This window comes from Collinsella aerofaciens, from assembly GCF_027679495.1.
Lineage (GTDB): Bacteria > Actinomycetota > Coriobacteriia > Coriobacteriales > Coriobacteriaceae > Collinsella > Collinsella aerofaciens_AK.
In genome coordinates, this window is record NZ_JAQEKC010000015.1 from 1 (window position 1) to 25,159 (window position 25,159).

Consider the following 25,159-nt stretch of genomic DNA (forward strand, 5'->3'; position numbering starts at 1 on the left):
AGCTTTGCAATTTCAAAAAGATGATTGAGGCAGAATGTCAATTCTGGTCTAACAGAGCCAATCCCAATCATCATCCCAAGCAAGCTCAAGCGGCGTAATGCGATCCTCGAGCCCATAGTACTCAATACCAGCATCAAGCGTGCCCAACATGGCAGGCGAGAAGTCAGCCGCAATTACAGGATGCCCAGCCTGAGCAAGCGGAATAGCAATCGACCCAGCCCCACACCCCATATCAAGCACGGATTCACCAGGCTTTAACGCCAGCAGCTTCATAAAGTCCCGGGCATACGGAGCAGTCTCAAGCGGCCGAAAATGCCGAGCCCGCTTATCCCACTCAAAAGAATCATCAGCCCGTCGCCGATCAGCTTGCAGACGCATCCACTCGCCATTCCAATCCGCAGAAAGCAGCTCAGAACGAATCAAATCATCAGCCACGGGCCATCCCCCTCACAACAAAAAAGCGACTCCTCCCAAAAGAAGAGCCGCAACCAGCATATATCAGAAAGAACCGATCCAACGCCAAATCGCCATACCAGCAAAGTAGGGCAGAAGCGAAGCGACTGCCAAAGGGATAGAACCCAACCGAGGTCCCGTTGTGCGGGAGCCCCGGGGGAGGGCAAATATATAAGGTCGATCGCGAGTTCCGCACGAGCCGGAGAGCACTTAATGTGCTCTCCGTGCGAGTCAGGACTGTCCGAGCAGGCGACCTTATATATTTGCCCTCCCCCGGGGCTCCTCGCCCGAACCCCTCAGCTAGTTCTTCAGCGAGTTCAGCGGTGCCGGGAAGCGTCCACCACGGTGGGCAAGCACGGTGCCGGCGTTGGGGTTCACCGGCATGATGGGCGCACGGCCGAACAGGCCGCCGTACTCGACGCAGTCGCCCACGCCCTTGCCAATGGCGGGAATCACGCGGACGGCCGTGGTCTTGTTGTTGATGACGCCGATAGCCATCTCGTCGGCGATGATGCCGGCGATGGCCTCGACCGGGGTGTCACCGGGGATGGCGATCATGTCCAGGCCGACGGAGCACACGCAGGTCATGGCCTCGAGCTTCTCGAGCGAAAGCGCACCGGCCTCGACGGCGGCGATCATGCCGGCGTCCTCGGACACGGGGATGAAGGCGCCCGAGAGACCGCCGACGCTGGAGCTAGCCATGACGCCACCCTTCTTGACGGCATCGTTGAGCATGGCGAGTGCGCAGGTCGTGCCCGGGCCACCGCAGGTGCCAACGCCGATGATCTCGAGGATGCGGGCGACGGAGTCGCCGATGGCGGGCGTAGGTGCCAGCGACAGGTCGACGATGCCCTTCTCGACACCCAGACGATGGGCGGCCTCGCGGCTCATGAGCTCGCCGGCGCGGGTGATCTTAAAGGCGGTCTGCTTAATCTTCTCGGCGACCTCCATCATCGATGCGGAATCGGGCAGCGTCTCCAGGGCTGCGGCCATAACGCCGGGGCCCGAGACGCCTACGTTGATGACGGCGTCGGCCTCGCCACCGCCGTGGACGGCGCCCGCCATAAACGGGGAGTCCTCGACCATGTTGGCAAAGCAGACAAACTTGGAAGCGCCGACGGAATCCTGGTCGGCCGTGAGCTTGGCGGCGTCGATGATGGTCTGGGCGGCCATGAGCACGGCATCCATGTTGATGCCGGCGCGCAGGCTGGCGACGTTGACACTGGAGCAGACGCGGCTGGTGGTGGCAAGCGCCTGGGGGATGGACTGGATGACGCGGCGGTCGGCATCGCCGATGCCCTTCTGGACGAGCGCGGAGAAGCCGCCCAGGTAATCGATGCCGAGCGTCTCGGCCGCGCGGTCGAGGGCGTGCGCGATGGGGGTGAGGTCCTCATCCTTGCAGCACGCGGCGATCTGGGCCACCGGGGTGACGGAAACGCGCTTGTTGACGATGGGGATACCGTACTCGCGCTCGAGGTTCTCGGCGGTCTCGACCAGATGCTCAGCCGTGTGCGTCACGTGGTCGTAGATCTTCGTGCACATGCGGTCGAGGTTTTCGTCACCGCAACCCATGAGCGAAACACCCATGGTGATGGTCCTGATGTCGAGGTTCTGCTCCTCAACCATGCCGCGGGTTTCCGCGATTTCTGCGGGCGTGATCGCCATCCTTGCGCTCCTATCTGCCAAAACGAGCATAGTCTTTTCTATTCTAACGTGCCGCACGTGCCAAGTGGCGCATGCGGCACGTTTTGGTGCACGGTTGTTTCCGTTGTGTTACTGCCCAAAGACCTCTTCGGCGATGCGCGCGCTTTCGGCGGCATCCTTGGCGTAGTAGTCCGCGCCAATCTGCTTGGCGTATTCGGGGGTGAGCACGGCGCCACCTACGATGATCTTGACGCCTGGCACCTCGGCATGGAGCAGCTTGATGGTCTCCTCCATGGCGACGACCGTGGTGGTCATAAGCGCCGAGAGGCCGACGAGTTTGATATCGCGCTCCTTGACGGTCTTGAGTACCTCCTGCGGATCGACGTCGCGGCCCAGGTCAAAGACGGTGTAGCCGTAGTTGTCGAGCAACATTTTGACGATGTTCTTGCCAATATCGTGAATGTCGCCCTTGACGGTGGCCACGCAGATCTTGCCCTTGTCGGCGATCTCGCCGGCGGGCATCAGGCGCTTGATGGTGTCGAAGCCCACGCGTGCGGCTTCGGCCGAGGCCATGAGCTGCGGCAAGAAGAACTTTCCCTGGTCAAAGAGGACGCCAACCTCGTCGAGAGCGGGGATAAAGTGATTGTTGATGAGGTCCATAGCGTCGTGGTCTGTCAGCAGACGCTCGGTCTCGGCAGCGATCTCGCCTTTGCGGCCCGAGACGACCATTCGACGAATCGGGTCGTCGTTGCCGTCAGTGCCGGCGGTGCCAGCAGCAGGCGCGGCATCACTCGATGCGGCCTGAGCCGCTGCCGGGTTGGCGGCGATCTTGTACGGATCGGTCCAGCCGGCATAGCGCTCGATGTATCCGGTCGAGCCCTCGTCCTCAACGCTCAGGACACGATAGCTGTAGACGGTGTCCATAAAGCGCTTGGAGCCCGGGTTCATGATGGGGGCGTCCAGACCCGCGCCAAAGGCGGCGGCCAAAAAGACCGAACCCAGCAGCGGGCGAGCGGGCAGGCCAAAGCTGATGTTCGACACGCCGAGCGCGCATTTGACGCCCAGACGCTCCTTGCACAGGGACATGGCGCGTAGGATCTGCTCGGCCTGGCGTTGATTGGTCGAGGCGGTCATGACCAGGCAGTCGATGAGGATACGGTCCGGGCCGATGCCGTAGCGGGCGGCCTCGGCCACGATGCGTTCGGCGATGGCAAAGCGGGCCTCGGCGGTATCGGGGATGCCGCCTTCGTCGAGCGTAAGGCCGACGACGTTGGTTCCATAGTGGGCGACCAGCGGAAAGATCTCATCCATGATCTGCTGCTTGCCATTGACCGAGTTGATGATGGGCTTGCCGGCGTAGCGACGTACGGCGGCCTCGACGGCTGCGGGGTCGGTGGAGTCGATCTGCAGCGGCAGCAGCGTGGAGCCTTGGAGCTGCTCGGTCGCTTGCTGGATGACCTTGACCTCGTCGATCTCGGGCAGGCCCACGTTGACGTCCAAGATATCGGCGCCCTGTTCTTGCTGGCTGATGCCCTGGCTTACGACGTAGTCCAGATCGCCGTCGCGCAGGGCCTGCTGCAGGCGTTTTTTACCGGTGGGGTTGATGCGCTCGCCGATGACGGCGATTTTGTGGCCGTCGCAGGGGAGGTCCACCACGGTCTGGGCGCTTGTGACCGACATGCTGGGCTTGCGGTGGCGCGGACTGGGCGTGTGGTTATCGATAAGCGTGCGCAGCGCTGCCATGTGCGTGGGCGTGGTACCGCAGCAACCGCCCACGACGCTCACGCCGTCGGCGATCATGCCGGCGACGGCCTCGGCGTATTCGGGGGCCTGGATGTCAAAGACGGTGTTACCGTCGTCGTCCACGTGGGGGAGTCCCGCATTGGCCTGCACCATAACGGGCTTGTCCGTTACGGTGAGCATGCGAGCGGCGAGCCCTCGGAGCTCGGCCGGTCCCTGGCTGCAGTTGATGCCCAAAACGTCGGCGCCGATGGCATCGAGCGTGATGGCGGCAACCTCGGGACTCGTGCCCAGGAAGGTGCGACCGTCTTCCTCAAAAGTCATGGTGGCAAAGACGGGCAGGTTGGAGTTCTCGCGGCAGGCGAGGACCGCCGCCTTGATCTCGGCCAGGTCGGTCATGGTCTCGATAATAAAGAGGTCCACACCCGCGGCGACGCCAGAGCGCGCTTCCTCGGCAAAGAGATCGTAGGCCTCGTCGAAGCTCAGGGTACCCAGGGGGCGAAGCAGCGCGCCGATGGGGCCAATATCGCCGGCGACGTAGTGGGCGCCGGCCGCGCGGGCGCAGGCGACAGCGGCGGCAAAGACATCTGCCACGGTGGCGGCGCCGTCGAGCTTGTGGGCGTTGGCGCCAAAGGTGTTGGCGGTGATCACGTCGCAGCCGGCCTCGACATACTGACGCTGGATATCGGTGATAACCTCGGGCTCCTCAAAGTTGAGCAGCTCGGGCAGGGCGCCGGCCTTCATGCCGGCAGCCTGCAGCATGGTGCCCATGCCGCCGTCAAACAGCAGGTGCCCCGTGCCCTCGATGGCGGCGCGCAGGCGATCGTCCTTAATGCGCAGGTCGTCGATCGTGCGTGGCTTGTACACAGCGCCGTTGCAGCGTGCGGCATTGACGGGCGCCGCCAGCGCGGCACCATCCGAATTATGAGTAATAAGCGGGGTGAACATCGGGGGCTCCTAGTGGCTGGAATAGCAGGTGGTGTGGGCGGCGCGGAAGCGGCAGTGCTCGCGCATGCGGCAGATATTGCAGGTGGGGCGACTCTGGGCGTCGTGGACTTTGCCGTCGAACAGACCGATCACCGCGGTCACGCTCTTGGTGGGCATGAGCAGGCTGGTGGGCGTGACGGTAAGGCCGATGAGCCGCGTGGCGTTGAGCGCATCGACGATCGAGCGCTGGGCCGAGAGCGGGCAGTCGCCGTAGCCGGGGCTAAAGCGCCAGTTGCCGGCGAGCCCGTGTGCGGCGGCCGCAGCCTTGGCCTGCTGGTCCATCTGCTCAACGGCGGCTTCTACATAGGCAGAGCACGCGGCGTCGAGCACGGCTCCCTCCAGGGGCTGCTGGGCTCCCGTGGTGCGCAGACGACGCTCGGCGTCCATGCCGAGGGTGCATGCCATGAGTGCGGCAAAGCGGGCGTCTTTGAGGTGGCGATAGATATCGCGACCGCGCAGCTCAACGTTGGTGCCGACCAAGCGAATGCAAGGCTCACTTTGTTCGTCCACGCCCGTGGCATCGACGGCAAACACGCGGCGCACGCCACGGGGCTCAATGTCCAGTTCCAGACGTTCAACGACAAGCTCAATACGTCGTGACAGTTCGGGCTCAATCTGCTGGCCGCCGTAACCCAGATACCGCAGCATCTCGGCACGGTCGACACGGGGATGGTGCGCGGCATCGACACGGTAAAGCGCCGGCGACGCAAGGTCGGCCGGCACTTCGACAGCGGTTGTATCGATGTGCGGTTTTTCCATTACCCCAGGCGCTCCATAATGGTCGCGGCGATCGCAGGACGGTTCATAGTGTACAGGTGCAGGCCGTCGGCGCCGTGCTCCTTGAGGTCGCAAAGTTGGCGGGCGGCATAATCTACACCGGCTGCCTGCAGGCTCTCGGGGTCGTTCTCGTACTTGGCGAGAATCTTGATGACGGGGGAGGGCAGCGACGCGCCGCACATAAAGACCATGCGGCTGATCTGGGACTTGCCCATAAACGGCATGATGCCCGCGGTAATGGGCACGGTGATGCCGACCTTGTCGGCAAGCTCGCGGAAGCGGTAGAAGCACTCGTTATCAAAGAAGAGCTGCGTCACAAAGAAGCTTGCGCCGGCGTCCTGTTTTTGCTTGAGGTGTTCGACCGAGAGGTTGAGATCCTCACAGGCAATGTGGCCCTCGGGGTAGGCTGCGGCGCCCACGCAAAAGCCGGCGTCGACGAGCTCGGGGATGAGGTCGCGGGCGTAGGCGTAGTCGGAGGCGGGCTTGTCGTCCTCGGTCGCGCCGGCAGGGAGATCGCCACGCAGGGCCAGAATGTTTTCAACGCCGGCGGTGCGATACTCGTCGATCTTGGCGGCGATGTCGGCGTGGGTGCGGCCCACGCAGGTGAGGTGTGCCACCGAGGGCGTGTCGAATTCGCTCGAAATCATATGCGCGATGGGGGCGGTGGTGGCACCGTTGCCCGAGCCGCCGGCCGAGCAGGTGACCGAGACAAAGCTCGGCGAAAGCTTGCACAGATTGCCTGCCACTTCGCGAGCCGTGTCGAGGGTGAGCTCGCCCTTGGGCGGGAACATCTCAAACGAAACGGGCGCGGTGCCCTGGGATGCTGCCTGCTTAAAAACCTCGTCGACGCGCATATCGTGCTCCTCTAGATACGTAATAGTGTGATGTGTTGTAAGGATTCTACAGCACCACTGTGTCACGGTGGAGTTTCACTCGTTATTCGGGGATACCAATCAAAGATGCCTTGCTATCGGCTTTCTCTATAACAGAGCGGCTAATCTAGGCACGGACTATAAAGACTGGTATCTGATGCAAAATACCAGTTAATAGAGCTCCATCCCAAATTGACTACCCTTAAACCATGGGGAGAGGTCTGCAATTTATGCAGTTGATTGGCTGTTGAGGGTGGCAACGCCGCCTCGATAGGGTAACCTCATTGATTGGTTTCGCGACAGCAACATAACGGTAATGTCGCGGAAACACGGCGAGTCTAAGCTATGACTCGTTCGTTAGTAATCAACACCGCTTCTCACGCGGTGCCGATACGAAGGGAGTTCCGTATGGCCGAACTTACTGACCGCTTCGGGACCATGGTGTTCTCTGAGGAAGTCATGAAGGACTACCTCCCCAAGGACATTTGGAAGCGCCTTGCTGCAACCCTCGAGGGCGGTGAGCCGCTCGACCTGGATGTGGCCAACGCCGTTGCCCATGCCATGAAGGTCTGGGCCATCTCCAAGGGCGCGACGCACTACGCGCACTGGTTCCAGCCGCTTTCGGGCATTACTTCCGAGAAGCACGACAGCTTCCTGGAGCCCAACCACGACGGCACCGCCATTACCAAGTTTACGGGCAAGAACCTCATCCAGGGCGAGCCCGATGCCTCCAGCTTCCCCAACGGCGGCCTGCGCGCCACCTTCGAGGCCCGTGGCTACACCGCTTGGGATCCCACTAGCCCCGCCTTTATCAAGGACGATGTCCTGTGCATCCCCACGGCTTTCTGCTCCTACACGGGCGAGGCCCTGGACAAGAAGACCCCGCTGCTGCGTTCCATGACCGCGCTCTCGCGTGAGTCTAAGCGCGTTTTGGCGCTGTTCGGTAAGACCCCCAAGAAGGTCGTTCCTTCCGTGGGCGACGAGCAGGAGTACTTCCTGATCAAGAAGGACGCCTACCGCAAGCGCAAGGACCTGGTCATTACCGGCCGCACCCTCTTTGGTGCTGCTCCATGCAAGGGTCAGGAGCTCGAGGAGCACTACTTTGGCGCTATCCGCCCCACCGTCTCGGCCTACATGAAGGACTTGGACGATGAGCTGTGGGCGCTCGGCATTCCCGCCAAGACCAAGCACAACGAGGTTGCTCCCTGCCAGCATGAGCTCGCCCCCGTCTATGGCGAAGTCAACGAGGCCATCGACCAGAACCTGGTCATGATGGAGAAAATGAAGCTCATCGCCTCCCGCCACGACTTGGTTTGCCTGCTGCACGAGAAACCCTTCGAGGGCATCAACGGTTCGGGCAAGCACAACAACTGGTCGCTTGGCACCGAGTCCGAGAATCTGCTCGATCCGGGCGACACCCCGCTCGACAACCTGCAGTTCATCGTCTTCCTCACCGCGGTGATCGAGGCCGTCGATAACTATCAGGAGCTCCTGCGTGCCTCCGTTGCCTCGGCCGGCAACGACCATCGTCTGGGCGCCAACGAGGCTCCTCCGGCGATTATGTCCATCTTCCTGGGCGACCAGCTTACCGAGGTCGTCGAGAAGATCATCGATGGCAAGGCTTCCGTCCATGCCACGCGCGGCGTGCTCGACCTGGGCGCCGATACCCTGCCCAAGCTGATGCAGGACAACACCGACCGCAACCGCACCTCCCCGTTTGCCTTCACCGGCAATAAGTTCGAGTTCCGTGCCTGCGGCTCCGAGCAGAACGTCTCCGACTCCAACCTGGTGCTGGATGCCGCCGTGGCCAAGTCGCTCAAGTCCTTCGCCGACGCGCTTGAGGGTACGCCCGAGGATGAGTTCCAGGACGCTGCGCTCGAGTACTGCAAGAAGGTCCTGACCGACCACCAGCGCATCCTGTTCTCCGGTGACGGCTACTCCGACGAGTGGCCCGTTGAGGCCGAGAAGCGTGGTCTTGCCAACAACAAGACCACGGCCGACGCCCTGCCCGCCTTTGTTTCCGATAAGGCCATTGCGCTCTTTGAGGAGACGGGTGTCCTGACCAAGGCCGAGGCTCAGTGCCGCTACGACTGCAAGCTCGAGAAGTACAACAAGCTCATGAACATCGAGGCCACCACGATGGTTCGCGAGGCGCGTCGTACCTATCGCCCGGTCATTACCGCCTATGCCACCAAGGTCGCTAAGGGCCTTGAGACTATACGTGCCGCCGGTGCTGAGGCCGCCATGCAGTGCGAGCAGAACACGCTCAACAAGCTCTGCAACGGTATCACCACCATCAACGACTCCATCAAGGCGCTCGACGCCGTGCATCAGAAGGCCGAGGGCCTCGATGGTCAGGAGCAGGCCAACGTGTACGCGCACGAGGTCGTTCCCGCTATGGATGCGCTGCGTGCTGCCGTGGACGCAATGGAGGAGATCGTGGCCGCCGACTACTGGCCGGTCCCGACCTACGACGACATCCTGTTCTACGTATAGAGCGTAACTGACATATCGTCACGGTATTGAGCCGGGGTCCGCATCATGCTGGCCCCGGTTTTTGTTTGCGAAGGGCGCTTTGAAGCCCGTTTTGCCGCCGATTCGCCTAGGTATAAAGGGTTGTGGGCAAAAAACGTCAAATATGAGTACTGTCACAAGTCCTGTAGCATTATTTATTTGCAAAATATGCAGTGTTACGCAACATATGTCCAAGTACTTAGCCGATAAACGTCTGCAATTTTTCCGCCGTAGGACCCCTGGCGTCTAAATCGCCTTCTGATGGCATGAAATCGCTGTAACTAAAATGGTAGCAGTACTCATATTTGCCATTTTTTGCCCACGGGCCTTGCGATGATGCCGGGCTCCGCACCCTGCCGGGTTCGAATCCCGGCATATCGGTAGCAAAAAGCCCGCTACCGAATTGGTAACGGGCTTCACATCTCAAATGGTGCCCCCAGCGGGATGTCCGCGTGCGGCTGGCGCCGCCCGCTTTCGCTGCGTCGCTTCGCTCCTTGCGTGCTGCGCTGGAAAACGCTTCGCGTTTCCTCAGCTCCGCACCCTGTCGGGTTCGAATCCCGGCGCATGGGTAGCAAAAAGCCCGCTACCGCGAGGGTAACGGGCTCTTCAATTCAAATGGTGCCCCCAGCGGGATTCGAACCCGCGATATCCACCTTGAAAGGGTGGCGTCCTTGGCCGCTAGACGATGGGGACAGCGGGAAAGAGTATAGCAGACTTTTTTAGCCGTTCACATATCGTTGGCAAACTGAAAAACCACCACAAAGGTGCCTGTCCCCTTTGTGGTGGTGAGGTGCTAGGGGAGGAGCTTCATGGCGGCGTCGTGGGCGGCGTGCTCGTAGGTGTCGTCGAGGGGCTTGAGCGGCAGCAGGGCGGCAGCCTGTGCATCGCCACGGCGCTCGAGGGCATGGGCGATCAACCAGTCGGCGAGCTCGGGGTTCTTGGGCAGCGCCGGGCCATGCAGGTACGTGCCGATGACGCCCTTGTAGATCAGGCCCTCAAAGCCATCGTCGCCGTTGTTGCCGGTGCCCGTGACGACGGACGTTCCGAGCGGCGTGGCATCGGCGTCCAAAAGCGTGCAGCCGCCATGGTTCTCGAATCCCACAAAGGGCTCAGGTGCCAGGTCGGTTTTGACGGCTACGTTGCCGATCAGGCGGTCGGAGCCGCGTACGGTTTCGGCGGCAATGACCCCCAGACCCTCAATGCGATCCTCGCCCATATAGTACGAACGGCCGAGCAGCTGATAGCTGCCACAGATGGCGAGCAGCGAGCCGCCATCCTCAACATAGGATGCGACCTTGTCTTTTTGGGCGAGCAGCTCGTGTGCCACGGCTAGCTGGTCGCGGTCGGAGCCGCCACCCATCATGACGATATCGGCATCGGTGAGATCGAGTGACTCGCCCATACGGACCTCGTCCACGCGAACGGGGATGCCGCGCCAGGCGCAGCGACGCTCGAGGGCGATAACGTTGCCGCCGTCGCCGTAGAGGTTGAGGGCATCGGGGTACAGGTAGACGATGCGCAGCGGGCGCGAAAGCTCGACTGGCGCGATACCGACAGGAAGAGCGCTGCCGTCGGCACGGGCTACGGCGCGCCCAGCAACAGCGTCGGCGGTGGCGCCTTTCAGCCCGTCGAGCTCCTTGACCAGCGGCGGGAAGGCCGTGTAGTTGGCGACGGCGTAGAAGGTGTCATCGGCGGCCTCGTCTGCCACGGCGCCAATTGCCTGCGCGACGTCCGAGATAATCGCGGCATCGATGCCGGCGTACTTGAGGCGCACCTGCATGTCGTGCGCGCGCGTGCCTCCGGCAAAGGCGACAAGACCCGGCGTGTCGGCGATGCGCTCAAAGTCGACGTCGTAGATCCACGATACATCGTGGCCGTCGGCGTCGTTGTCGTTGAGGAAGAAAGCGCAGAGTCTGCCGCCTGCCGTCTTGATGGACTGGATTTGTCGATCGAAGCCTACGGGATTTTTGGCCAGGTTTGCCTCGACGGTACGGCCGGCGATCTCCCAGCGGCCCATGCGTCCGCCGGCGGGGACATAGGCATCGAGCGTGGGCTGCAGATGCGCCGCGTCTACGCCCAGCTCGCGCGCCGCAAAGAAGGCGGCGGCAACGTTGTAGACCATGTACAGGCCGTTGTAGCGCGTGGCGATGTGTACGGCAGCTGCGTCGGACGCAGATCCAAAGACCAGGTCAAAGCCGTAGCCGTCGCAGCCGAGCTCCACGCCCGTCACACGGCGGACCAGTGCGGGGCGTGCCCAACCGCACGAGGGGCAATGGTAGGCGCCGAGTTGACCATACTGCACATAGTCGTACTCCAACGGCGCGTTGCACTGCGAGCAAAAACGCGAGTCGCTAATGCGATCGGACTCGGTGCCCGTGGCGCCGTCGATGCCAAAGGCGATGCTCGTGTTAGGGACGCGCGCGGCAATCGAGGCGCACAGCGGGTCGTCGGCGTTGTAGATAAGCGTTGTTGTCGGCGAGAGCTCCAACGCATGGGCGATGACCTCCTGGGTGTGATCGATCTCGCCGTAGCGGTCTAGCTGGTCGCGGAACAGGTTGAGTAGCACAAAGTACGTCGGCTTGAGCTTGGGCAGAACGCGTACGGTGTAGAGCTCGTCACACTCAAAAACGCCCACGCGCTTGCCGCTGCTGGTGTGCCTAAGGCCGCCGCGGGCCTCGAGCAGAGCACCCACCACACCAGGTTCCATATTGTTGCCGGCACGGTTGCACACCACGGTAGCACCGCTGGCAGCAACGGCATCGGCGATGAGGTTGGAGGTGGTGGTCTTGCCATTAGTGCCGGTGATCACCACGCTGCGGTCGACCAGGCTCGCGAGGTCGCTTAGCAGCTCGGGGTCGATTTTCATGGCGATGCGGCCGGGAAGCACGCCACCCTGGCGTTTGAGGACAGAGCGCAGTCCCCAGCGAGCGATATCGCTCGAGGTGCAGGCAAGAGATGAGCGGAAGTTCATGAAGCCGTTCCTAACATAGATGACATGGTCGGGGCGATCGCGTCGCTAAAAGCCGTAGCGGCGCGCAAATTCCTGGGCAAGCTGCGATACGTCTTCGCAGGCATTGGCCCAGGGGGCAAAGTCGGGGGTATCCGAGATAATGCCGTCCGCTTCCCAAACGGCCTGGTGCGAAAGATCCCAGGGATCGCGTGGCTCGGGCCGGCAGGGAAGGTACGGCGTCTGGTACATGGGGTTCAGCAAGAAGAACGCGCCGCCCTCGCAGCGGTTAGCAAACTCGCGCAGCGCGCGTGTCGCCGGGCGCATCTTGTTCGTTTTGAACAGCAGAATCGTGCGGGCGAGCAGATACCAAGGAGAGTTCTCGAGTGCGTCTGCCCCGATCTCTTCCTCGAGCTGGTGGGCTAGGGCAAAAAAGCCGTCCTGATCTTCCAGACGAGCGAGGGCGAGCAACACGGTGCCTGCGGCTCGGGTGGGATAGCCTTCTGCCTTAAGGACGCGGCGGGCGTAGTTGGCGGCAGCGCGGTAGCGGGCGCTCGCCATGCACAGCTGCGAGATGGCCTCGAGCGTATGAAGCCACCCGATAAGAGCCGGCTCGCTCACGGTGAGATCGGCCGCCGTCACGCTGTCTGTCAGCACTTTGTTGGCCCAGTAGTGCGGGGCTTCCATGTCGAACCCGGGCACGCTTTGCTGCAGGTAATCGGCCGTGGTCGCCTCGAGCTTCATCAGGTCGCCCAGGCAGGCGTCAACGGGCATGTCGGCCAGGATGATGGCGAGCAGCTGGGCATCGAGGACATGCGCATCGACGCGGACGATCTTGAGCAGTTCATCACGCATATCGTCGAACAGGCGGTTGCGCGTCTGCTCAAACTCCTCGTCGCTGCCCATGTCCTCGATGCGATGGAGCTCGTCGAGCAGGTGGCGATGAACACCGGCATAGGACAGCAGCGCTTGGGCATGCTCGGACTGCGCATACTTTTGAGGATTCGCGCTAATGTCGTTATGGACAAGCTCGCGTGCTGCATCGGTGAGCTCGGGGTGCGACGCCAGATAGGTGCGCTCCAGGTAGGCGGGGATGTAGACGCTCGGATCCATTAGAGGTCCCCTCCCTTAAATGGAAGTCCCTGCTCGGCTGCGCGCAGGATGCGCTCGTCGATCTGGGAACGCACGATATCGTTGGTGGCGACCCAGGCGGCAAAGCTGGCGTTGTCGGGGGCGCCCAGGCCCTCCTGCAGCACCGGCGTCGCCTCGGACAGCGCGAGGACAAGCTCGTCGGTGGAGCCTACGCCTACGTTGACGCGGGCATAGACGCCATCGGGAAACTCGGTTTGGAAGTAGAGTGCCTCGGCTGCGTGCGGACACGAGCGCACAAGGATACGCAGGTAGTGCTCGGCGCCCTCGTAGTCCAGTTCGCGCCAAGCCGTGCTCATCAGCGCGATGAGCGTCCACGGGTCCAAGTCGCGCTCCGCATCTTTGGGGCGGCGGCGCAGTGGGGTATTCGCGAGGTACGGCACGGAGTGTGCGGAGCGAAAGCGCTTGAGCTCCTCGGCGGGGTATTCGAGCTTTGCCATGGCGAGCATCGCGGTGTGGCGGACACCAGCGGGGTCGTTGGGCGCAAAGTCCAAGCTGCGATTCGCGGCTTCGAGCGACATGCGATAGCGGCCGCTAATGAGGGCGCGCGATGCCAAGGCGGCAAGCCAGCGCAGATAGGGGCGGCGCGTAAGGTCGCCTGCGGCCTCGCGCTCGTAGGGGTCCTGGGCCGAGGCGATTTTGAGCGCTAGGTCGTGCTCGACCTCATCGCACTTGGACACCAGGTACTGTACGTATTCCTCGTTGGATTCGGCGGTGAGGGCGGTCAGCATGCGCTGAGCGTCCCAGTTGGCCGGATCGAGTGCGGCCGCCTCGCGGAGCATGTTCTCGGCAGCTGTCTCTTCTTGCTCTGCCTGGGTATCGTCAGGGATAAAGGGAATGCGGTAGTCGACAGCCTCGACCACCTTGGCAATGAGGTGCCCGGCGCGGTCGCGGTCGTGCACGATGAGCGGTGCGGGGTTGCGGGTGAATTGTTCCATCAGACGCTCTACGGCGGCAGCGTCGGTGAGCGGGATATTGTCGCGGCGCAAGGCCTCAAGAACGAGGCGATGGCAATCCTCTTGAATGGGATCGAATGCCATGGGGCCTCCTTTGCTGCGGTTAGGGTTCAAATGTTTCTATATAAGGTTCTAGTTTACCCGCATGTGGCACACCGGGGGTGCCGCACTTGGACTTGCACCTTTGCACCACGAAGACGGATGTCGCACAAATGTCGGCACCTTGGACGACCGAGTGGTATCACGGTGCCGCAAACGGTCGATTTTTGGCGGCGAACGGTGCATATTTTGGAGGGGCACCGTCCTGCCCAGGATATGTAGTCAACCTTGATAAAACGTTTGCCCAGCTTGGGAGTATGAATGCCGCACAAGGGTCTTCAGGGATAGAAAAAACGTTTCATCATTGGCGGCTTTAGGTGAATAACTGACCAACCAGAACGGTAAAATAGTGTTTGTCTGAGCGTTGAGACGTTTAGACATCGCGCATTGTCATCGCCGGCAACGCGCAAACCGGTCCTAACGGAGCCAATTGGGTGCTCCGTTATATACGCAAGTCTAAGAGGGGCTTGTTTAGGAGGCACAGTATGGGACGTTTTACCAATCCTCGCGATCTGTACTTTGGTGAGGGCGCTCGCCACGAGGTGAAGAACCTCAAGGGCAAGAAGGCCATCATCGTTTCTGGCGGCAGCTCTATGCGTCGCGGCGGGTTCCTGCAGGACGTCGAGGCCGACCTCAAAGAGGGCGGCTTCGAGGTCAAGCTGTTCGAGGGCGTCGAGTCCGATCCGTCCATCGAGACGGTCATGAAGGGCGCCGAGGCCATGCGCGAGTTCGAGCCCGACTGGATTATCGCCATCGGCGGCGGCTCGCCCATCGATGCCGCTAAGGCCATGTGGGTCTTCTACGAGTATCCCGAGGAGTCCTTCGATAACATCATCCAGCCGTTCAGCTTCCCCGAGCTGCGTCAGAAGGCTCACTTCTGCGCCATCTCCTCTACCTCCGGTACCGCTACCGAGGTCACTGCCTTCTCCGTCATCACCGACTACGCCAAGGGCATCAAGTACCCGCTGGCCGACTTCAACATCACCCCTGATGTCGCCATCGTCGACCCCGAGCTCACCTACACCATGCCCGCCAAGCTGTGCGCTCACACCGGCATGGACGCTCTGACCCACTGCATGGAGGCCTACGTTTCCACCTGCGCCTCTATGTTCACCGATGCCAACGCTCTGCACGGCATCCGCGAGATCGTCGAGTGGCTGCCCAAGTCCTATGCTGGCGACCATGAGGCCCGTCAGCACATGCACGAGGCTCAGTGCATCGCCGGTATCGCCTTCTCCTCGGGCCTGCTCGGCATCGTTCACTCCATGGCTCACAAGACCGGTGCTGCCTTCGAGAACGGCCACATCATCCACGGTGCTGCTAACGCCATGTACCTGGGCAAGGTCATCCAGTGGAACTCCAAGGATCCCCGTGCTGCCGAGCGTTACGCTTACGTGGCCAAGGAGATCCTGCACCTTCCCGGCGAGACCAACGAGGAGCTCATCGCTGCACTCGTCCAGAAGATTCGCGACCTCAACGACCAGCTCAACATTCCGCAGTCCATCAAGGATTACGCGAATGGTGGCGTGAAGGTCGACGCCGAGAACCCGCAGATGGTTTCCGAGGAGGAGTTCCTCGCCAAGCTGCCCGAGATCGCCGCGAACGCCGAGCAGGACGCTTGCACGCCCGAGAACCCGCGTGAGACCAAGGCTGCCGACTTCGAGAAGATCCTCAAGGCCTGCTACTACGACACCGACATCGATTTCTAATCGACTCTTGTTATCGTAACGAGGGGCTCCGCACGTATCTGTACGGAGCCCCTTTCTTTTTTCTTTTAGAGAATGGGATAGTTATGGCTGCAATTTTCAATAGCCCCAGCAAGTACATCCAGGGTCCGGACGAGCTCGCCAAGCTCGGCTCCTATGTCGAGCCGCTCGGCGCTAAGGCCCTCGTCATCGTGACGCCTTCGGGCAAGAAGCGCGTCGGTGCCAAGATCGAGGGCGGCTTTGCCGAGGCCAAGGCCGAGCTGCTGTTTGAGGACTTTAACGGCGAGTGCTCCAAGGGCGAGGTCGATCGCCTGGTTGCGCTCGCTCGCGACAACGGTTGCGACATCATCGTCGGCGTCGGTGGCGGCAAGATCCTCGACACCGCGAAGGCCGTCGCCTATTACCTGGAGTCCCCGGTTATCATTTGCCCCACCATTGCCTCGACCGATGCACCGTGCTCGGCGCTTTCGGTGCTTTACACCGATGACGGCCAGTTCGATAAGTACCTCTTCCTTAAGGCAAACCCCAATATCGTCCTGATGGATACGACGGTTATCGCGGCGAGCCCGGTGCGCCTGACGGTTTCCGGTATGGGCGATGCGCTCGCAACCTACTTCGAGGCCCAGGCGACGCACGATGCCGACGGCGGCACCTGCGCTGGCGGCAAGGGCAGCATGGCTGGTCTGGCGCTCGCCAAGCTCTGCTACGAGACGCTTATGGCCGATGGCGTCAAGGCCAAGGTTGCGCTGGAGAAGGGTGCGCTCACGCCTGCCGTCGAGCACATCATCGAGGCCAATACGCTGCTTTCGGGCATTGGCTTTGAGAGCTCGGGCCTTGCTGCCGCTCATGCCATCCACAATGGCCTGACGATGCTGCCCGAGTGCCACAGCATGTATCACGGCGAGAAGGTCGCCTTCGGCACTATCGTCCAGCTGGTACTCGAGGATGCCCCGACCGAGAAGCTCGAGGAAGTCTTGGGCTTCTGCATTGAGCTGGGCCTGCCGGTCACGATGAAGGAACTTGGCGTTGCCGAGCTTACGCGCGAGCAGGCCATGATTGTTGCCGAGGCCGCGTGCGCGCCCGAGGACACCATGTGCAATATGCCGTTTGAGGTGACGCCCGAGATGGTCGCAAACGCCATCCTGGGTGCCGACGCACTGGGCCACTACTATCTCATGGATGAGTAAATCAAGCTAAGGAAGGGGCAAAGCCAACAGATGGCTTTGCCCCTTTTTGCTATGGTGCAAAGGGGTCAGGGTACTTTGCACCCATCGTTGTTTGATGAAGGGTGGATTCTCGTATGGCGCTTCCTATGGTTTATGGCGGCCCCGGTCGGTATGTTCAGGGACCGGGGGAGCTTTCGCGCCAGGGCAGGTATTTGTCATGGTTGGGCTGCGCTGCCTATGTCTTGTTTGACCAGGGCACCGAGGATCGGCTGTGCAGGCAGATCGTCGATGGATTTCTGGATGAAGATCTAAGCGAGCCGTTCTTTAAGATTTACAACGGTCCGTGTACGGAAGATGCCGTTGTCGAAATGGCCAAGGAAGCCCGGGCCGAGTATTGCGACATGGTGGTGGGCATTGGCGGCGGCAAGATGCTCGATATCGCCAAGGCCGTTGCGTTTTATGCCGAGTTGCCGTTGTGTGTATGTCCCACGGCGGCGTCGATGGACGGTCCGTGCAGCGCGATTTCGGTGCTGTATCACGAGGATGGGTCGTTCGACCGCTACCTGATGCTCGAGAAGAATCCAGACTTGGTCGTGGTCGATACCAACGTGGTCGCGGCGGCCCCGCTGCGTATGACGGTCGCTGGTATGGGCGATGCGCTGGCAACGTATTTCGAGGCGCGTTCGTGCGCCGCGGCGCACGGCGCCAACGAGCACGGTGGCGCGCCGGGACACTTGGCCTTGGTTGCGGCTCGTGCCTGCTATGACACACTCATGGAGTGCGGCGTCGCTGCCAAGCGCGATCTCAAAAAGGGCCGTACATCGCCAGCGGTTGAGCGCCTGATCGAGTGCAATATTCTGCTCTCGGGTGTTGGCTTTGAGAGTGGTGGCTTAGCGCTTGCCCATGCCATAGCCAACGGCCTGACGATTCTGCCCGAGTGCAAGGCCATGCATGGTGAGGCCGTGGCATTTGGCCTGGTGGTGCAGCTGCGCCTGGAGCGTGCGCCCGAGCTTGATCAGGTGCTCGAGTTTTGCCAGCGCGTTGGTCTACCGACGACGCTCGCGGAGCTGGGACTTGGCGAGATTTCCGATACCGACCTGATGAGCGTTGCGGATGCGGTCTTTAGAAACGAGCGCAATATGGCCAACGAGCAGGCCAAGGTGACCAGACAAAAGCTCGTGCAGCTCATGTGCGAGGCATAGCTTGGCACTTGATTGACCTTGTGCAATCGAGGCGGCGATAGGCCATGGGCTATTTGCCGCAAAGATGCTCCGCGTGTAATTTGCCCGAGGCGTGGGCCGATAGCGTATCATTATCTCTTGCTTGTTTGCACTGCTCAGGGAGGGGCCGCGCATGGCGCAGGAACACGATCTGTTTGATGACATTATCGAGATCAGCAAGGGTTTCGACTTTCTTAAAAACCCGCTTGGCGGCGTGACCGATGCACTCGATCCATCGGCGCCGCAGTGGAATCCTGCCGACTACAAGGAGCGCCCGCGCGGCAACACCATTCCGTGCTTGACCTGCAAAAACGAAAAGAGCGGCTGCACCGCGTGCATGGACGTGTGCCCGGTCAACGCTATCGAGGTCGAGGAAGACTCCATCGAGATCCTCGACTCCTGTCGCAAGTGCGGCCTGTGCGCCGCTACTTGCCCGACGGAGGCGATCATCTCTCCGCGCCTTGCACCCAAAAACGTCTACGACGACATTGTCTCGGCGGCTACGAGCCACGAGACCGCCTACGTTACCTGCACGCGTGCCCTTAAGCGCATGCCGCGCGAAAACGAAGTCGTCGTTGCCTGCGTGGGCGATATTACGGCGGAGACCTGGTTCTCGGTACTGGCCGACTATCCCAACGTGAGTGTGTACCTGCCGTTGGGCGTGTGCGATAAATGCCGCAACACCGGCGGTGAGGACATTCTTGGCGAGGCGATTGCGAAGGCCGAAGAGTGGTCTGGCACGGGTATGGGCCTAGAGGTCGACCCCAAGAGCCTCAAGTGCCATAAGCGCCGCGAGTACGAGCGCAAGGAGTACATGGAAAAGATTGCCCGCACCACGGGCCTAACGGTGACCAAGCTCAATCCGGCGACGGCGGCGCTGGCCTCGGTGACGCAAAAGCTCAAGGCTCATCGCCATCAGATTACCCAGCTCGAGCGTACGCTCAACACCATGTGCGGCACCACGACGACCAAGCGTCGCCGTTCGCTCACGCACGGGCGGCAGCTGGTGCTCTCGACGCTGCAGAACCACCCCGAGCTTGCCCAGAATATGCAGGTGAGCACACCGGAATGCGATTTTGACAAGTGCACGTCATGCGGCGAGTGCGTCAACGTGTGCCCCACGTTTGCCTGCGATTTGGTGGGAAGCGGTCGCTTTGCACTGGAGTCCACGTATTGCCTAGGTTGCGGAGCCTGCGTCAAGGTGTGCCCCGAGCATGCGCTCAAGCTGGTCGAGCACGATGCGTCCAATCTGGTCGTTGTCGACCCCGAGGCCGAGGAAAAGGCCGCTCAGAAGGCCAAGGCCCACGAAGAGGCCCAGAAGGTCAAGGCCGAGGCAAAGGCCAAGCTGGACAAGATGCTCGACCAGGTGGAGAAGCTCGCGGACTAGTCAGCGAGCTCTATCTCTGCTTCATTTGCGCCGCCGCGGTGTCCGGATTCGCCCGGATGCTGCGGCGGCGCTATACTTATACGGTTTGAAGTACCTGTACCAAAAGGAGCTGTCGTGTCCCTTTCCATCGGTATCGTGGGCCTGCCCAACGTGGGCAAGTCGACGCTGTTCACCGCGCTTACCAAAAAGACCGGCCTTGCCGCCAACTACCCGTTTGCCACGATCGACCCCAACGTGGGTATCGTCGACGTGCCCGATAGCCGCTTGCAAAAGCTTGCCGACATCGTTAACCCGGGTCGCATTGTGCCGGCGACGGTCGAGTTCGTCGACATCGCAGGTCTGGTGAAGGGCGCTAACGAGGGCGAGGGCCTGGGCAACCAGTTCCTGGCCAACATTCGCGAGACCGACGCCATCTGCGAGGTCGTGCGCTACTTTAAGGACCCCAACGTCATGCGTGAGGTGGGCCGCACGGGCGAGTTCGTCGATCCCGCCGGCGATGCCGACACCATCATGACCGAGCTCATCCTGGCCGACATGGGCACGCTCGAGAAGCAGCTGCCTAAGCTCGAGAAGGAGGCCAAGCGCGACAAGGAGCTCATGCCCAAGTTCGAGGTTGCCAAGCGCCTGCTTGCCTGGCTCAACGAGGGCAAGCGCGCCGCATCCATGGAGATGACCGACGAGGAGCGTGCCGCCGCCAAGGGGCTGTTCCTGCTCACCATGAAGCCCATCCTGTATGTGGCCAACGTGGACGAGGATATGCTCAACGACGATCTGGCGCCCATCGACGGCGTCAAGCCGCTGCCGATCTGCGCCAAGATCGAGGCCGAGCTTTCCGAGCTCGATCCCGAGGACGCCGCCGACTACCTGGAAAGCCTGGGCCTGGAACAGCCCGGTCTGGACGTGCTCGCGCAGGCGGCCTATAAGCTGCTCGGTCTGCAGTCGTTCTTTACGGCCGGCGAGATGGAGGTCAAGGCCTGGACGGTTCGTCAGGGCGCGACCGCTCCGCAGGCCGCCGGTGTTATCCATACCGACTTTGAGCGCGGCTTTATTAAGGCCGAGGTCATTGGCTACGACGACTACATCGAGCTCGGCGGCGAGCAGGGCGCCAAGGCCGCCGGCAAGCTGCGTATTGAGGGCAAGGACTATGTCATGGCCGATGGCGACGTCGTGCACTTCCGCTTTAACGTGTAAGGGCGACGCATATGTTTAAATACGGCAAAAAAGCTGGGTACATGGGTATTGCGCTGCTCGTACTTGCGGTGATCCCGCTGGTGGTTGCAGCGTGTGTTATCCCCAACATTGGCCCCGAGGTGGCAACGAAGTTTAACGCCGCCGGCGAGGTGACGCGCTGGGGCAAGAGCTACGAGCTGTTGGCGCTGCCGGTACTCAATCTGCTGCTGAGCGTGGCGACGTACTTTACGGCGGGACGCCAGGCAAAAAATAATGATGACTCCGCCGCCATGGCGCGCATCGTGTGCGAGCGCTACCTGCGCAACGGTTGCATCACGGGTGTGTTCCTCAACGTGATCAACGTTTACTTTATGTACTCGGCGATTACTGGAACGGGCTTTGGCTTTGGTTTCTAGCTTGTCCTTTTAGGCAACGAGCCTGCACGCATATTCAATGGCTGCTGCGAGGCCGCCGCTCGATCGTGGTTTAAAGACCATGTCGGCGGCGGCCTCGTTTTCGTATCCGGCGCCGCGAAGGGCGAGTGCGATACCGGCTTCCAGGAGAAGGGGCAGACCGCGTTGGCTGGTTGCGATCACGGCAGCCTGATTGAGCGAGCAGCTGTGCGCTTGGCATTGGATGGCAAGTTCACCTTGCGCCGGGCAAGGGACCAGAATGGCGGCGACGCGACTTGATAGCAATGCAAATGCCGTGCGCTCATCGGGCGAAAGGGCTTCTGCTTCAACGACGACGAGCTTGGGCGGTGCGCTGTTTGTGCGAAGCGTGGCTCGGTACATGCGGACCGAAGAACCCGACATAGAAAACTCCTGTGTATTCGGCAAAACGTAAACTATAGTTTACGTTTATGTTCGGCTCCATTTCAAACTCGGCTGCATGGACGAACGTGCGAAACAGATTCTTGGCAGGCGGGTCGAAGAGACACGCAGGGACCTTGGTATCTCCAAGGTTGATTTTTGTGTGGCGACAGGAATCAGCCGACCCTACCTCGATCGAATCGAAGATGGGACGGCAAATTTCACGCTCAAGGTTCTATTTAAGATCGCGCCCGCACTCGGCATGACGGTGTCAGAGCTTCTCGAGGGCATCGAATAGGGGATACCCGTCGACAACTGAATTACGCCATCGGGATACGGTCGTGGTTGACTTGGCTGTAGAACAGGCGCTGGATCTCGGCGGCATCGCGTGACTGGCCGAGCGCCCACATGGTTTTGGCCACGAGCGTCTCGGTGGTCATATCGTCGCCGCGCAAAATACCCGGATGATCGGCGTAAGCTCGGCCGACCTCATAAACACCCAGGTCAAGGCCCTCCTCGGGGACCTGCGTGGTCATAACGACGGTGCGACCCGAATCGACCCAGCGGAAAATTGCCTCTTGGAACGAATCGCCGGACTCGCCAAACTCGGGAATACCGCCAATGCCAAAGGTCTCAAGAATTACAGCATCGTAGCTATCGGCTAGGGCGTCCAGGATACCCGGGTTCACGCCGGGCGTCAGCTTAAGGACAAATACGCGCGGATTGATACTGTCGTAGAAACGCACCGGGCTCTCATTCTGATGAGTGCCGTGAAGCCCGTTGCGCACAATGCGGTCGTTGCGGATGTAGGCAATGGGCGGATAGTTGACGCTAATGAACGCGTTAAAGCTCATGGTGCGCTGCTTGCGGGCGCGCGTGCCAGCAATGGCGACGCCGCCAAACACGATCGAAACGTCGTGCGAATGCTCGTCGAGCGCATAGAGCAGGCTCTGGTACAGGTTGAGCTTGGCGTCGGTAAAGGGATTGCCCATGGGCTTTTGCGAGCCGGTGAGCACGATAGGCTTAGGGCTGTCCTGAATCAGATAGGAAAGCGCCGCCGCGGTGTAGCTCATGGTGTCGGTGCCGTGTAGAATCACGAATCCGTCGTGGTCGGCATAGCCCTTGACGATGACGTCGCGGATACACATCCAGTCGCTGGGGCGCATGTTGGTGCTGTCGATGTTCATGGGCTGCACGACGTCGAGCTCGCAGAGGCCCGAGATCTCGGGGACGCTCTGGGCGAGCTCCTCACCGGTCAGGGCGGGGGAGAGGCCGTTGCCGTCCTCGGTCGATGCGATGGTGCCGCCCGTGGCGATGAGAAGGATGCGCTTCATGCTGGTATTCCTATCGTATTTGCCGCCGCAGAGGCGGAGTCGTTCGGCAGTATTGTGGCACAGGGCGTCCAATGTTCAAACGTATTACATCATCTGTAACGTTTGAAAACACTTCAATTGCCGTCAAACAGGGGCCCAGGTCGTGCGTTTGCCGTGCGCTGACGGCTGCGAGGGGCGAGAAACCCCATATAACGTGTACACTATGGAGGTTATTTTCGTTCATTCACGCGGGTGGGCACCGGCTCCCCGCCAACAAGAGGGGGAAACCATGGATCAAAAGGCTTCCGCAAAGGTCCTCGTACTCGACTTTGGTGCGCAGTACGGTCAGCTCATTGCCCGTCGCGTCCGCGACCTCAACGTGTATTCCGAGATTGTTCCCTGCGACATCTCGGCCGACGAGATTCGCGAGATGAACGCCTCTGCGCTCATCCTTTCCGGCGGCCCGGCTTCTGTGTATGCCGAGGACGCTCCGTCCATCGATCCTGCCATCTTTGACTTGGGCCTTCCTGTCCTGGGCTTTTGCTACGGCCATCAGATCACGGCCGTGACGCTCGGCGGCAAGGTCGGCCATTCCGAGGTGGGCGAGTACGGCCGCGCTACCATCACGCGCACGGCCGGCGCCAAGCTTTTTAACTCCACGCCCATGGAGCAGACCGTGTGGATGAGCCATCGCGACGCCGTTTCCGAGGTGCCCGAGGGCTTTACCGTTACCGCCAGCACCGACGTGTGCCCGGTTGCCGCCATGGAGTGCGTCGAGCGCAAGATCTTCACCACGCAGTTCCACCCCGAGGTCAAGCACTCCGAGTATGGTCAGCAGCTGCTGAGCAACTTCCTGTTTGAGATCTGCGGCCTGGAGCCCAACTGGAGCATGGACAACCTGGTCGAGACCATGACGGCCGAGTTCCGCGAGAAGGTCGGCAACGACCGCGTGATTCTGGCCCTGTCCGGCGGCGTCGACTCCTCCGTCGTGGCTGCTCTGGGCGCCCGCGCCGTGGGCAAGCAGATGACCTGCGTGTTCATCAACCACGGCCTGCTGCGCAAGGGCGAGCCCGAGCAGGTGGAGGAGGTCTTCACCAAGCAGTTTGACGTCGACTTTATTCACGTCCACGCCGAGGATCGCTATGCCGAGCTTTTGGCCGGCGTGACCGAGCCCGAGGAGAAGCGCCGCATCATCGGTACGCAGTTCTGGAAAGAGTTCTTCGCCGTGGCGCAGCAGCTCGAGACCGACGGCAAGCCGGTCAAGTACCTGGCCCAGGGCACCATCTACCCCGACATCATCGAGTCCGGCGCTCGCAAGACGGGCGGCAAGACGGCCACCATCAAGAGCCATCACAACCTGATCCCGTTCCCCGAGGGCGTGCACTTCGACCTCATCGAGCCGCTCGACCACTTCTTTAAGGACGAGGTCCGCGCGCTCGGTCTGGCGCTGGGCCTGCCGGGCCACATCGTGTTCCGTCAGCCTTTCCCGGGCCCGGGTCTTGCCATCCGCATCATCGGTGCGGTCGACAAGGAGAAGCTCGAGATCCTCAAGAACGCCGACGCTATCGTGCGCGAGGAGCTCGACGCCTACAACCAGCGTCTGTTTGAGCGGACCGGCGAGCGCAACTCCGAGCACAGCTGCTGGCAGTACTTTGCGGTCCTGCCCGACATCAAGTCCGTCGGCGTTATGGGTGATGAGCGCACCTACCAGCGCCCGATCATCCTGCGTGCCGTTGAGTCCAGCGATGCCATGACCGCCGACTGGGCCAAGCTGCCCTACGACGTGCTGGCCCGCATCTCTGGCCGCATCGTTGCCGAGGTCCCCGGCGCCAACCGCGTGTGCTACGACATCACGTCCAAGCCGCCCGCGACCATCGAGTGGGAGTAGTAAATAGCCCTTTGCGAGGGAGGTCGGAAACGGCCTCCCTCGTTTTTTATTTGCGTGCCATGGGTGCTTGTGCATTGTGGTGTATGTGGTACATACAAACCAGCCGCGCAATCTCTCAAGCTGTTTAGCTGGGATTATTGTTTGCTGGTATGTTTTAAAGTGCTTTCAATTACCGAAGCAACGCCATCAATTTATTTCTAATTAATGCTGACCGGCAGATTGCGTCCGCCCGCAAGAGGCCGCTCGGACTGGTACTCAAAATGTACTCACGACGTTTTGAGTATCGATTTGCTGGTACTCACAGACGGTAAAAACGGCTGTCTACCTCGATATATTCGTTATCCCCAACGGCTTGTCAA

The 25,159-nt window shown here is 61.2% G+C and carries 19 protein-coding genes and 1 tRNA gene; 9 read left to right on the forward strand and 11 right to left on the reverse strand.

The window, feature by feature from the left end; genetic code table 11:
- Positions 1–48 precede the first annotated feature (48 nt).
- The 5 genes from PGW49_RS06680 to PGW49_RS06700 form a co-directional block, all read right to left on the reverse strand.
- The gene (locus PGW49_RS06680) at positions 49–435 is read right to left on the reverse strand and encodes a class I SAM-dependent methyltransferase (RefSeq protein WP_270225995.1); all 387 of its coding nucleotides are present in this window, start codon (positions 433–435) and stop codon (positions 49–51) included.
- Between the two features lie 318 nt (positions 436–753).
- Positions 754–2,118 carry a PFL family protein gene (locus PGW49_RS06685; RefSeq protein ID WP_195363791.1) on the reverse strand — a complete coding sequence of 455 codons (1,365 nt, stop codon included), beginning with the start codon at positions 2,116–2,118 and terminating at the stop codon, positions 754–756.
- A 108-nt stretch (positions 2,119–2,226) separates the two neighbouring features.
- The gene (locus PGW49_RS06690) at positions 2,227–4,785 is read right to left on the reverse strand and encodes a homocysteine S-methyltransferase family protein (RefSeq protein ID WP_270225999.1); all 2,559 of its coding nucleotides are present in this window, start codon (positions 4,783–4,785) and stop codon (positions 2,227–2,229) included.
- A gap of 9 nt (positions 4,786–4,794) precedes the next feature.
- A complete protein-coding gene (locus PGW49_RS06695) occupies positions 4,795–5,583 on the reverse strand; it encodes a hypothetical protein (RefSeq protein ID WP_138111643.1) in 789 nt (262 codons plus the stop codon).
- The gene (locus PGW49_RS06700; protein ID WP_138111646.1) at positions 5,583–6,455 is read right to left on the reverse strand and encodes a methylenetetrahydrofolate reductase; all 873 of its coding nucleotides are present in this window, start codon (positions 6,453–6,455) and stop codon (positions 5,583–5,585) included. The genes PGW49_RS06695 and PGW49_RS06700 overlap by 1 nt, the downstream gene beginning before the upstream one ends.
- A gap of 426 nt (positions 6,456–6,881) precedes the next feature.
- Here PGW49_RS06700 and PGW49_RS06705 point away from each other — a divergent pair, with 426 nt between their 5' ends.
- On the forward strand, positions 6,882–8,969 hold the full coding sequence (locus PGW49_RS06705; RefSeq protein ID WP_138111648.1) for a glutamine synthetase III family protein: 2,088 nt from the start codon (positions 6,882–6,884) through the stop codon (positions 8,967–8,969).
- Positions 8,970–9,603: 634 nt separating this feature from the next.
- On the opposite strand, the gene PGW49_RS06710 is transcribed toward PGW49_RS06705, so the two are convergent.
- The 4 genes from PGW49_RS06710 to PGW49_RS06725 all read right to left on the reverse strand — a co-directional run bounded on the left by PGW49_RS06710 (position 9,604) and on the right by PGW49_RS06725 (position 14,123).
- Positions 9,604–9,680: transfer RNA gene (locus tag PGW49_RS06710), tRNA-Glu, on the reverse strand.
- Positions 9,681–9,780: 100 nt separating this feature from the next.
- Positions 9,781–11,958: a MurT ligase domain-containing protein gene (locus PGW49_RS06715; RefSeq protein WP_229066804.1), complete on the reverse strand. Its 2,178-nt coding sequence runs from the start codon at positions 11,956–11,958 to the stop codon at positions 9,781–9,783.
- Between the two features lie 45 nt (positions 11,959–12,003).
- A complete protein-coding gene (locus PGW49_RS06720; protein WP_138111650.1) occupies positions 12,004–13,047 on the reverse strand; it encodes a hypothetical protein in 1,044 nt (347 codons plus the stop codon).
- Positions 13,047–14,123 (reverse strand): tetratricopeptide repeat protein, encoded by a 1,077-nt coding sequence (locus tag PGW49_RS06725; RefSeq protein WP_035136915.1) that lies wholly within the window; start codon positions 14,121–14,123, stop codon positions 13,047–13,049. Before PGW49_RS06725 ends, PGW49_RS06720 begins: the two co-directional genes overlap by 1 nt.
- A 500-nt stretch (positions 14,124–14,623) precedes the next feature.
- Here PGW49_RS06725 and PGW49_RS06730 point away from each other — a divergent pair, with 500 nt between their 5' ends.
- The 6 genes from PGW49_RS06730 to PGW49_RS06755 all read left to right on the forward strand — a co-directional run bounded on the left by PGW49_RS06730 (position 14,624) and on the right by PGW49_RS06755 (position 21,203).
- Positions 14,624–15,847, forward strand: coding sequence for an iron-containing alcohol dehydrogenase (locus PGW49_RS06730; RefSeq protein WP_035136916.1), 1,224 nt, complete (start codon positions 14,624–14,626; stop codon positions 15,845–15,847).
- 83 nt (positions 15,848–15,930) lie between these two features.
- Positions 15,931–17,031: a glycerol dehydrogenase gene (locus PGW49_RS06735; RefSeq protein WP_138111652.1), complete on the forward strand. Its 1,101-nt coding sequence runs from the start codon at positions 15,931–15,933 to the stop codon at positions 17,029–17,031.
- A gap of 113 nt (positions 17,032–17,144) precedes the next feature.
- A complete protein-coding gene (locus tag PGW49_RS06740; protein WP_195568500.1) occupies positions 17,145–18,212 on the forward strand; it encodes a glycerol dehydrogenase in 1,068 nt (355 codons plus the stop codon).
- Between the two features lie 151 nt (positions 18,213–18,363).
- Positions 18,364–19,617, forward strand: coding sequence for a 4Fe-4S binding protein (locus tag PGW49_RS06745; protein ID WP_195568502.1), 1,254 nt, complete (start codon positions 18,364–18,366; stop codon positions 19,615–19,617).
- Positions 19,618–19,731: 114 nt separating this feature from the next.
- The gene (ychF, locus tag PGW49_RS06750; protein ID WP_035136922.1) at positions 19,732–20,808 is read left to right on the forward strand and encodes a redox-regulated ATPase YchF; all 1,077 of its coding nucleotides are present in this window, start codon (positions 19,732–19,734) and stop codon (positions 20,806–20,808) included.
- An 11-nt stretch (positions 20,809–20,819) separates the two neighbouring features.
- Positions 20,820–21,203 carry a DUF1648 domain-containing protein gene (locus PGW49_RS06755; protein WP_089572786.1) on the forward strand — a complete coding sequence of 128 codons (384 nt, stop codon included), beginning with the start codon at positions 20,820–20,822 and terminating at the stop codon, positions 21,201–21,203.
- Positions 21,204–21,212: 9 nt separating this feature from the next.
- Here PGW49_RS06755 and PGW49_RS06760 read toward each other — a convergent pair whose 3' ends face one another.
- Complete coding sequence (locus PGW49_RS06760) at positions 21,213–21,602, reverse strand: hypothetical protein (RefSeq protein ID WP_138111664.1); 390 nt, start codon at positions 21,600–21,602, stop codon at positions 21,213–21,215.
- Positions 21,603–21,678: 76 nt separating this feature from the next.
- On the opposite strand from PGW49_RS06760, the gene PGW49_RS06765 reads away from it, so the two are divergent.
- Positions 21,679–21,897 carry a helix-turn-helix domain-containing protein gene (locus tag PGW49_RS06765; RefSeq protein ID WP_035136926.1) on the forward strand — a complete coding sequence of 73 codons (219 nt, stop codon included), beginning with the start codon at positions 21,679–21,681 and terminating at the stop codon, positions 21,895–21,897.
- A 22-nt stretch (positions 21,898–21,919) separates the two neighbouring features.
- Here PGW49_RS06765 and PGW49_RS06770 read toward each other — a convergent pair whose 3' ends face one another.
- The gene (locus PGW49_RS06770) at positions 21,920–22,933 is read right to left on the reverse strand and encodes an asparaginase (RefSeq protein ID WP_195568504.1); all 1,014 of its coding nucleotides are present in this window, start codon (positions 22,931–22,933) and stop codon (positions 21,920–21,922) included.
- A gap of 268 nt (positions 22,934–23,201) precedes the next feature.
- Between PGW49_RS06770 and guaA the strand changes: the two genes are divergently transcribed.
- On the forward strand, positions 23,202–24,800 hold the full coding sequence (gene guaA, locus PGW49_RS06775) for a glutamine-hydrolyzing GMP synthase (protein ID WP_270226005.1): 1,599 nt from the start codon (positions 23,202–23,204) through the stop codon (positions 24,798–24,800).
- Positions 24,801–25,159 lie beyond the last annotated feature (359 nt).

Coding starts and splice junctions, on each gene's coding strand:
- PGW49_RS06685 (WP_195363791.1), bottom strand. CDS start 2,118: ATGGCGATCACGCCCGCAGAAATCGCGGAAACCCGCGGCATGGTTGAG.
- PGW49_RS06690 (WP_270225999.1), bottom strand. CDS start 4,785: ATGTTCACCCCGCTTATTACTCATAATTCGGATGGTGCCGCGCTGGCG.
- PGW49_RS06695 (WP_138111643.1), bottom strand. CDS start 5,583: ATGGAAAAACCGCACATCGATACAACCGCTGTCGAAGTGCCGGCCGAC.
- PGW49_RS06700 (WP_138111646.1), bottom strand. CDS start 6,455: ATGCGCGTCGACGAGGTTTTTAAGCAGGCAGCATCCCAGGGCACCGCG.
- PGW49_RS06705 (WP_138111648.1), top strand. CDS start 6,882: ATGGCCGAACTTACTGACCGCTTCGGGACCATGGTGTTCTCTGAGGAA.
- PGW49_RS06715 (WP_229066804.1), bottom strand. CDS start 11,958: ATGAACTTCCGCTCATCTCTTGCCTGCACCTCGAGCGATATCGCTCGC.
- PGW49_RS06720 (WP_138111650.1), bottom strand. CDS start 13,047: ATGGATCCGAGCGTCTACATCCCCGCCTACCTGGAGCGCACCTATCTG.
- PGW49_RS06725 (WP_035136915.1), bottom strand. CDS start 14,123: ATGGCATTCGATCCCATTCAAGAGGATTGCCATCGCCTCGTTCTTGAG.
- PGW49_RS06730 (WP_035136916.1), top strand. CDS start 14,624: ATGGGACGTTTTACCAATCCTCGCGATCTGTACTTTGGTGAGGGCGCT.
- PGW49_RS06735 (WP_138111652.1), top strand. CDS start 15,931: ATGGCTGCAATTTTCAATAGCCCCAGCAAGTACATCCAGGGTCCGGAC.
- PGW49_RS06740 (WP_195568500.1), top strand. CDS start 17,145: ATGGCGCTTCCTATGGTTTATGGCGGCCCCGGTCGGTATGTTCAGGGA.
- PGW49_RS06745 (WP_195568502.1), top strand. CDS start 18,364: ATGGCGCAGGAACACGATCTGTTTGATGACATTATCGAGATCAGCAAG.
- PGW49_RS06755 (WP_089572786.1), top strand. CDS start 20,820: ATGTTTAAATACGGCAAAAAAGCTGGGTACATGGGTATTGCGCTGCTC.
- PGW49_RS06760 (WP_138111664.1), bottom strand. CDS start 21,602: ATGTCGGGTTCTTCGGTCCGCATGTACCGAGCCACGCTTCGCACAAAC.
- PGW49_RS06765 (WP_035136926.1), top strand. CDS start 21,679: ATGGACGAACGTGCGAAACAGATTCTTGGCAGGCGGGTCGAAGAGACA.
- PGW49_RS06770 (WP_195568504.1), bottom strand. CDS start 22,933: ATGAAGCGCATCCTTCTCATCGCCACGGGCGGCACCATCGCATCGACC.
- guaA (WP_270226005.1), top strand. CDS start 23,202: ATGGATCAAAAGGCTTCCGCAAAGGTCCTCGTACTCGACTTTGGTGCG.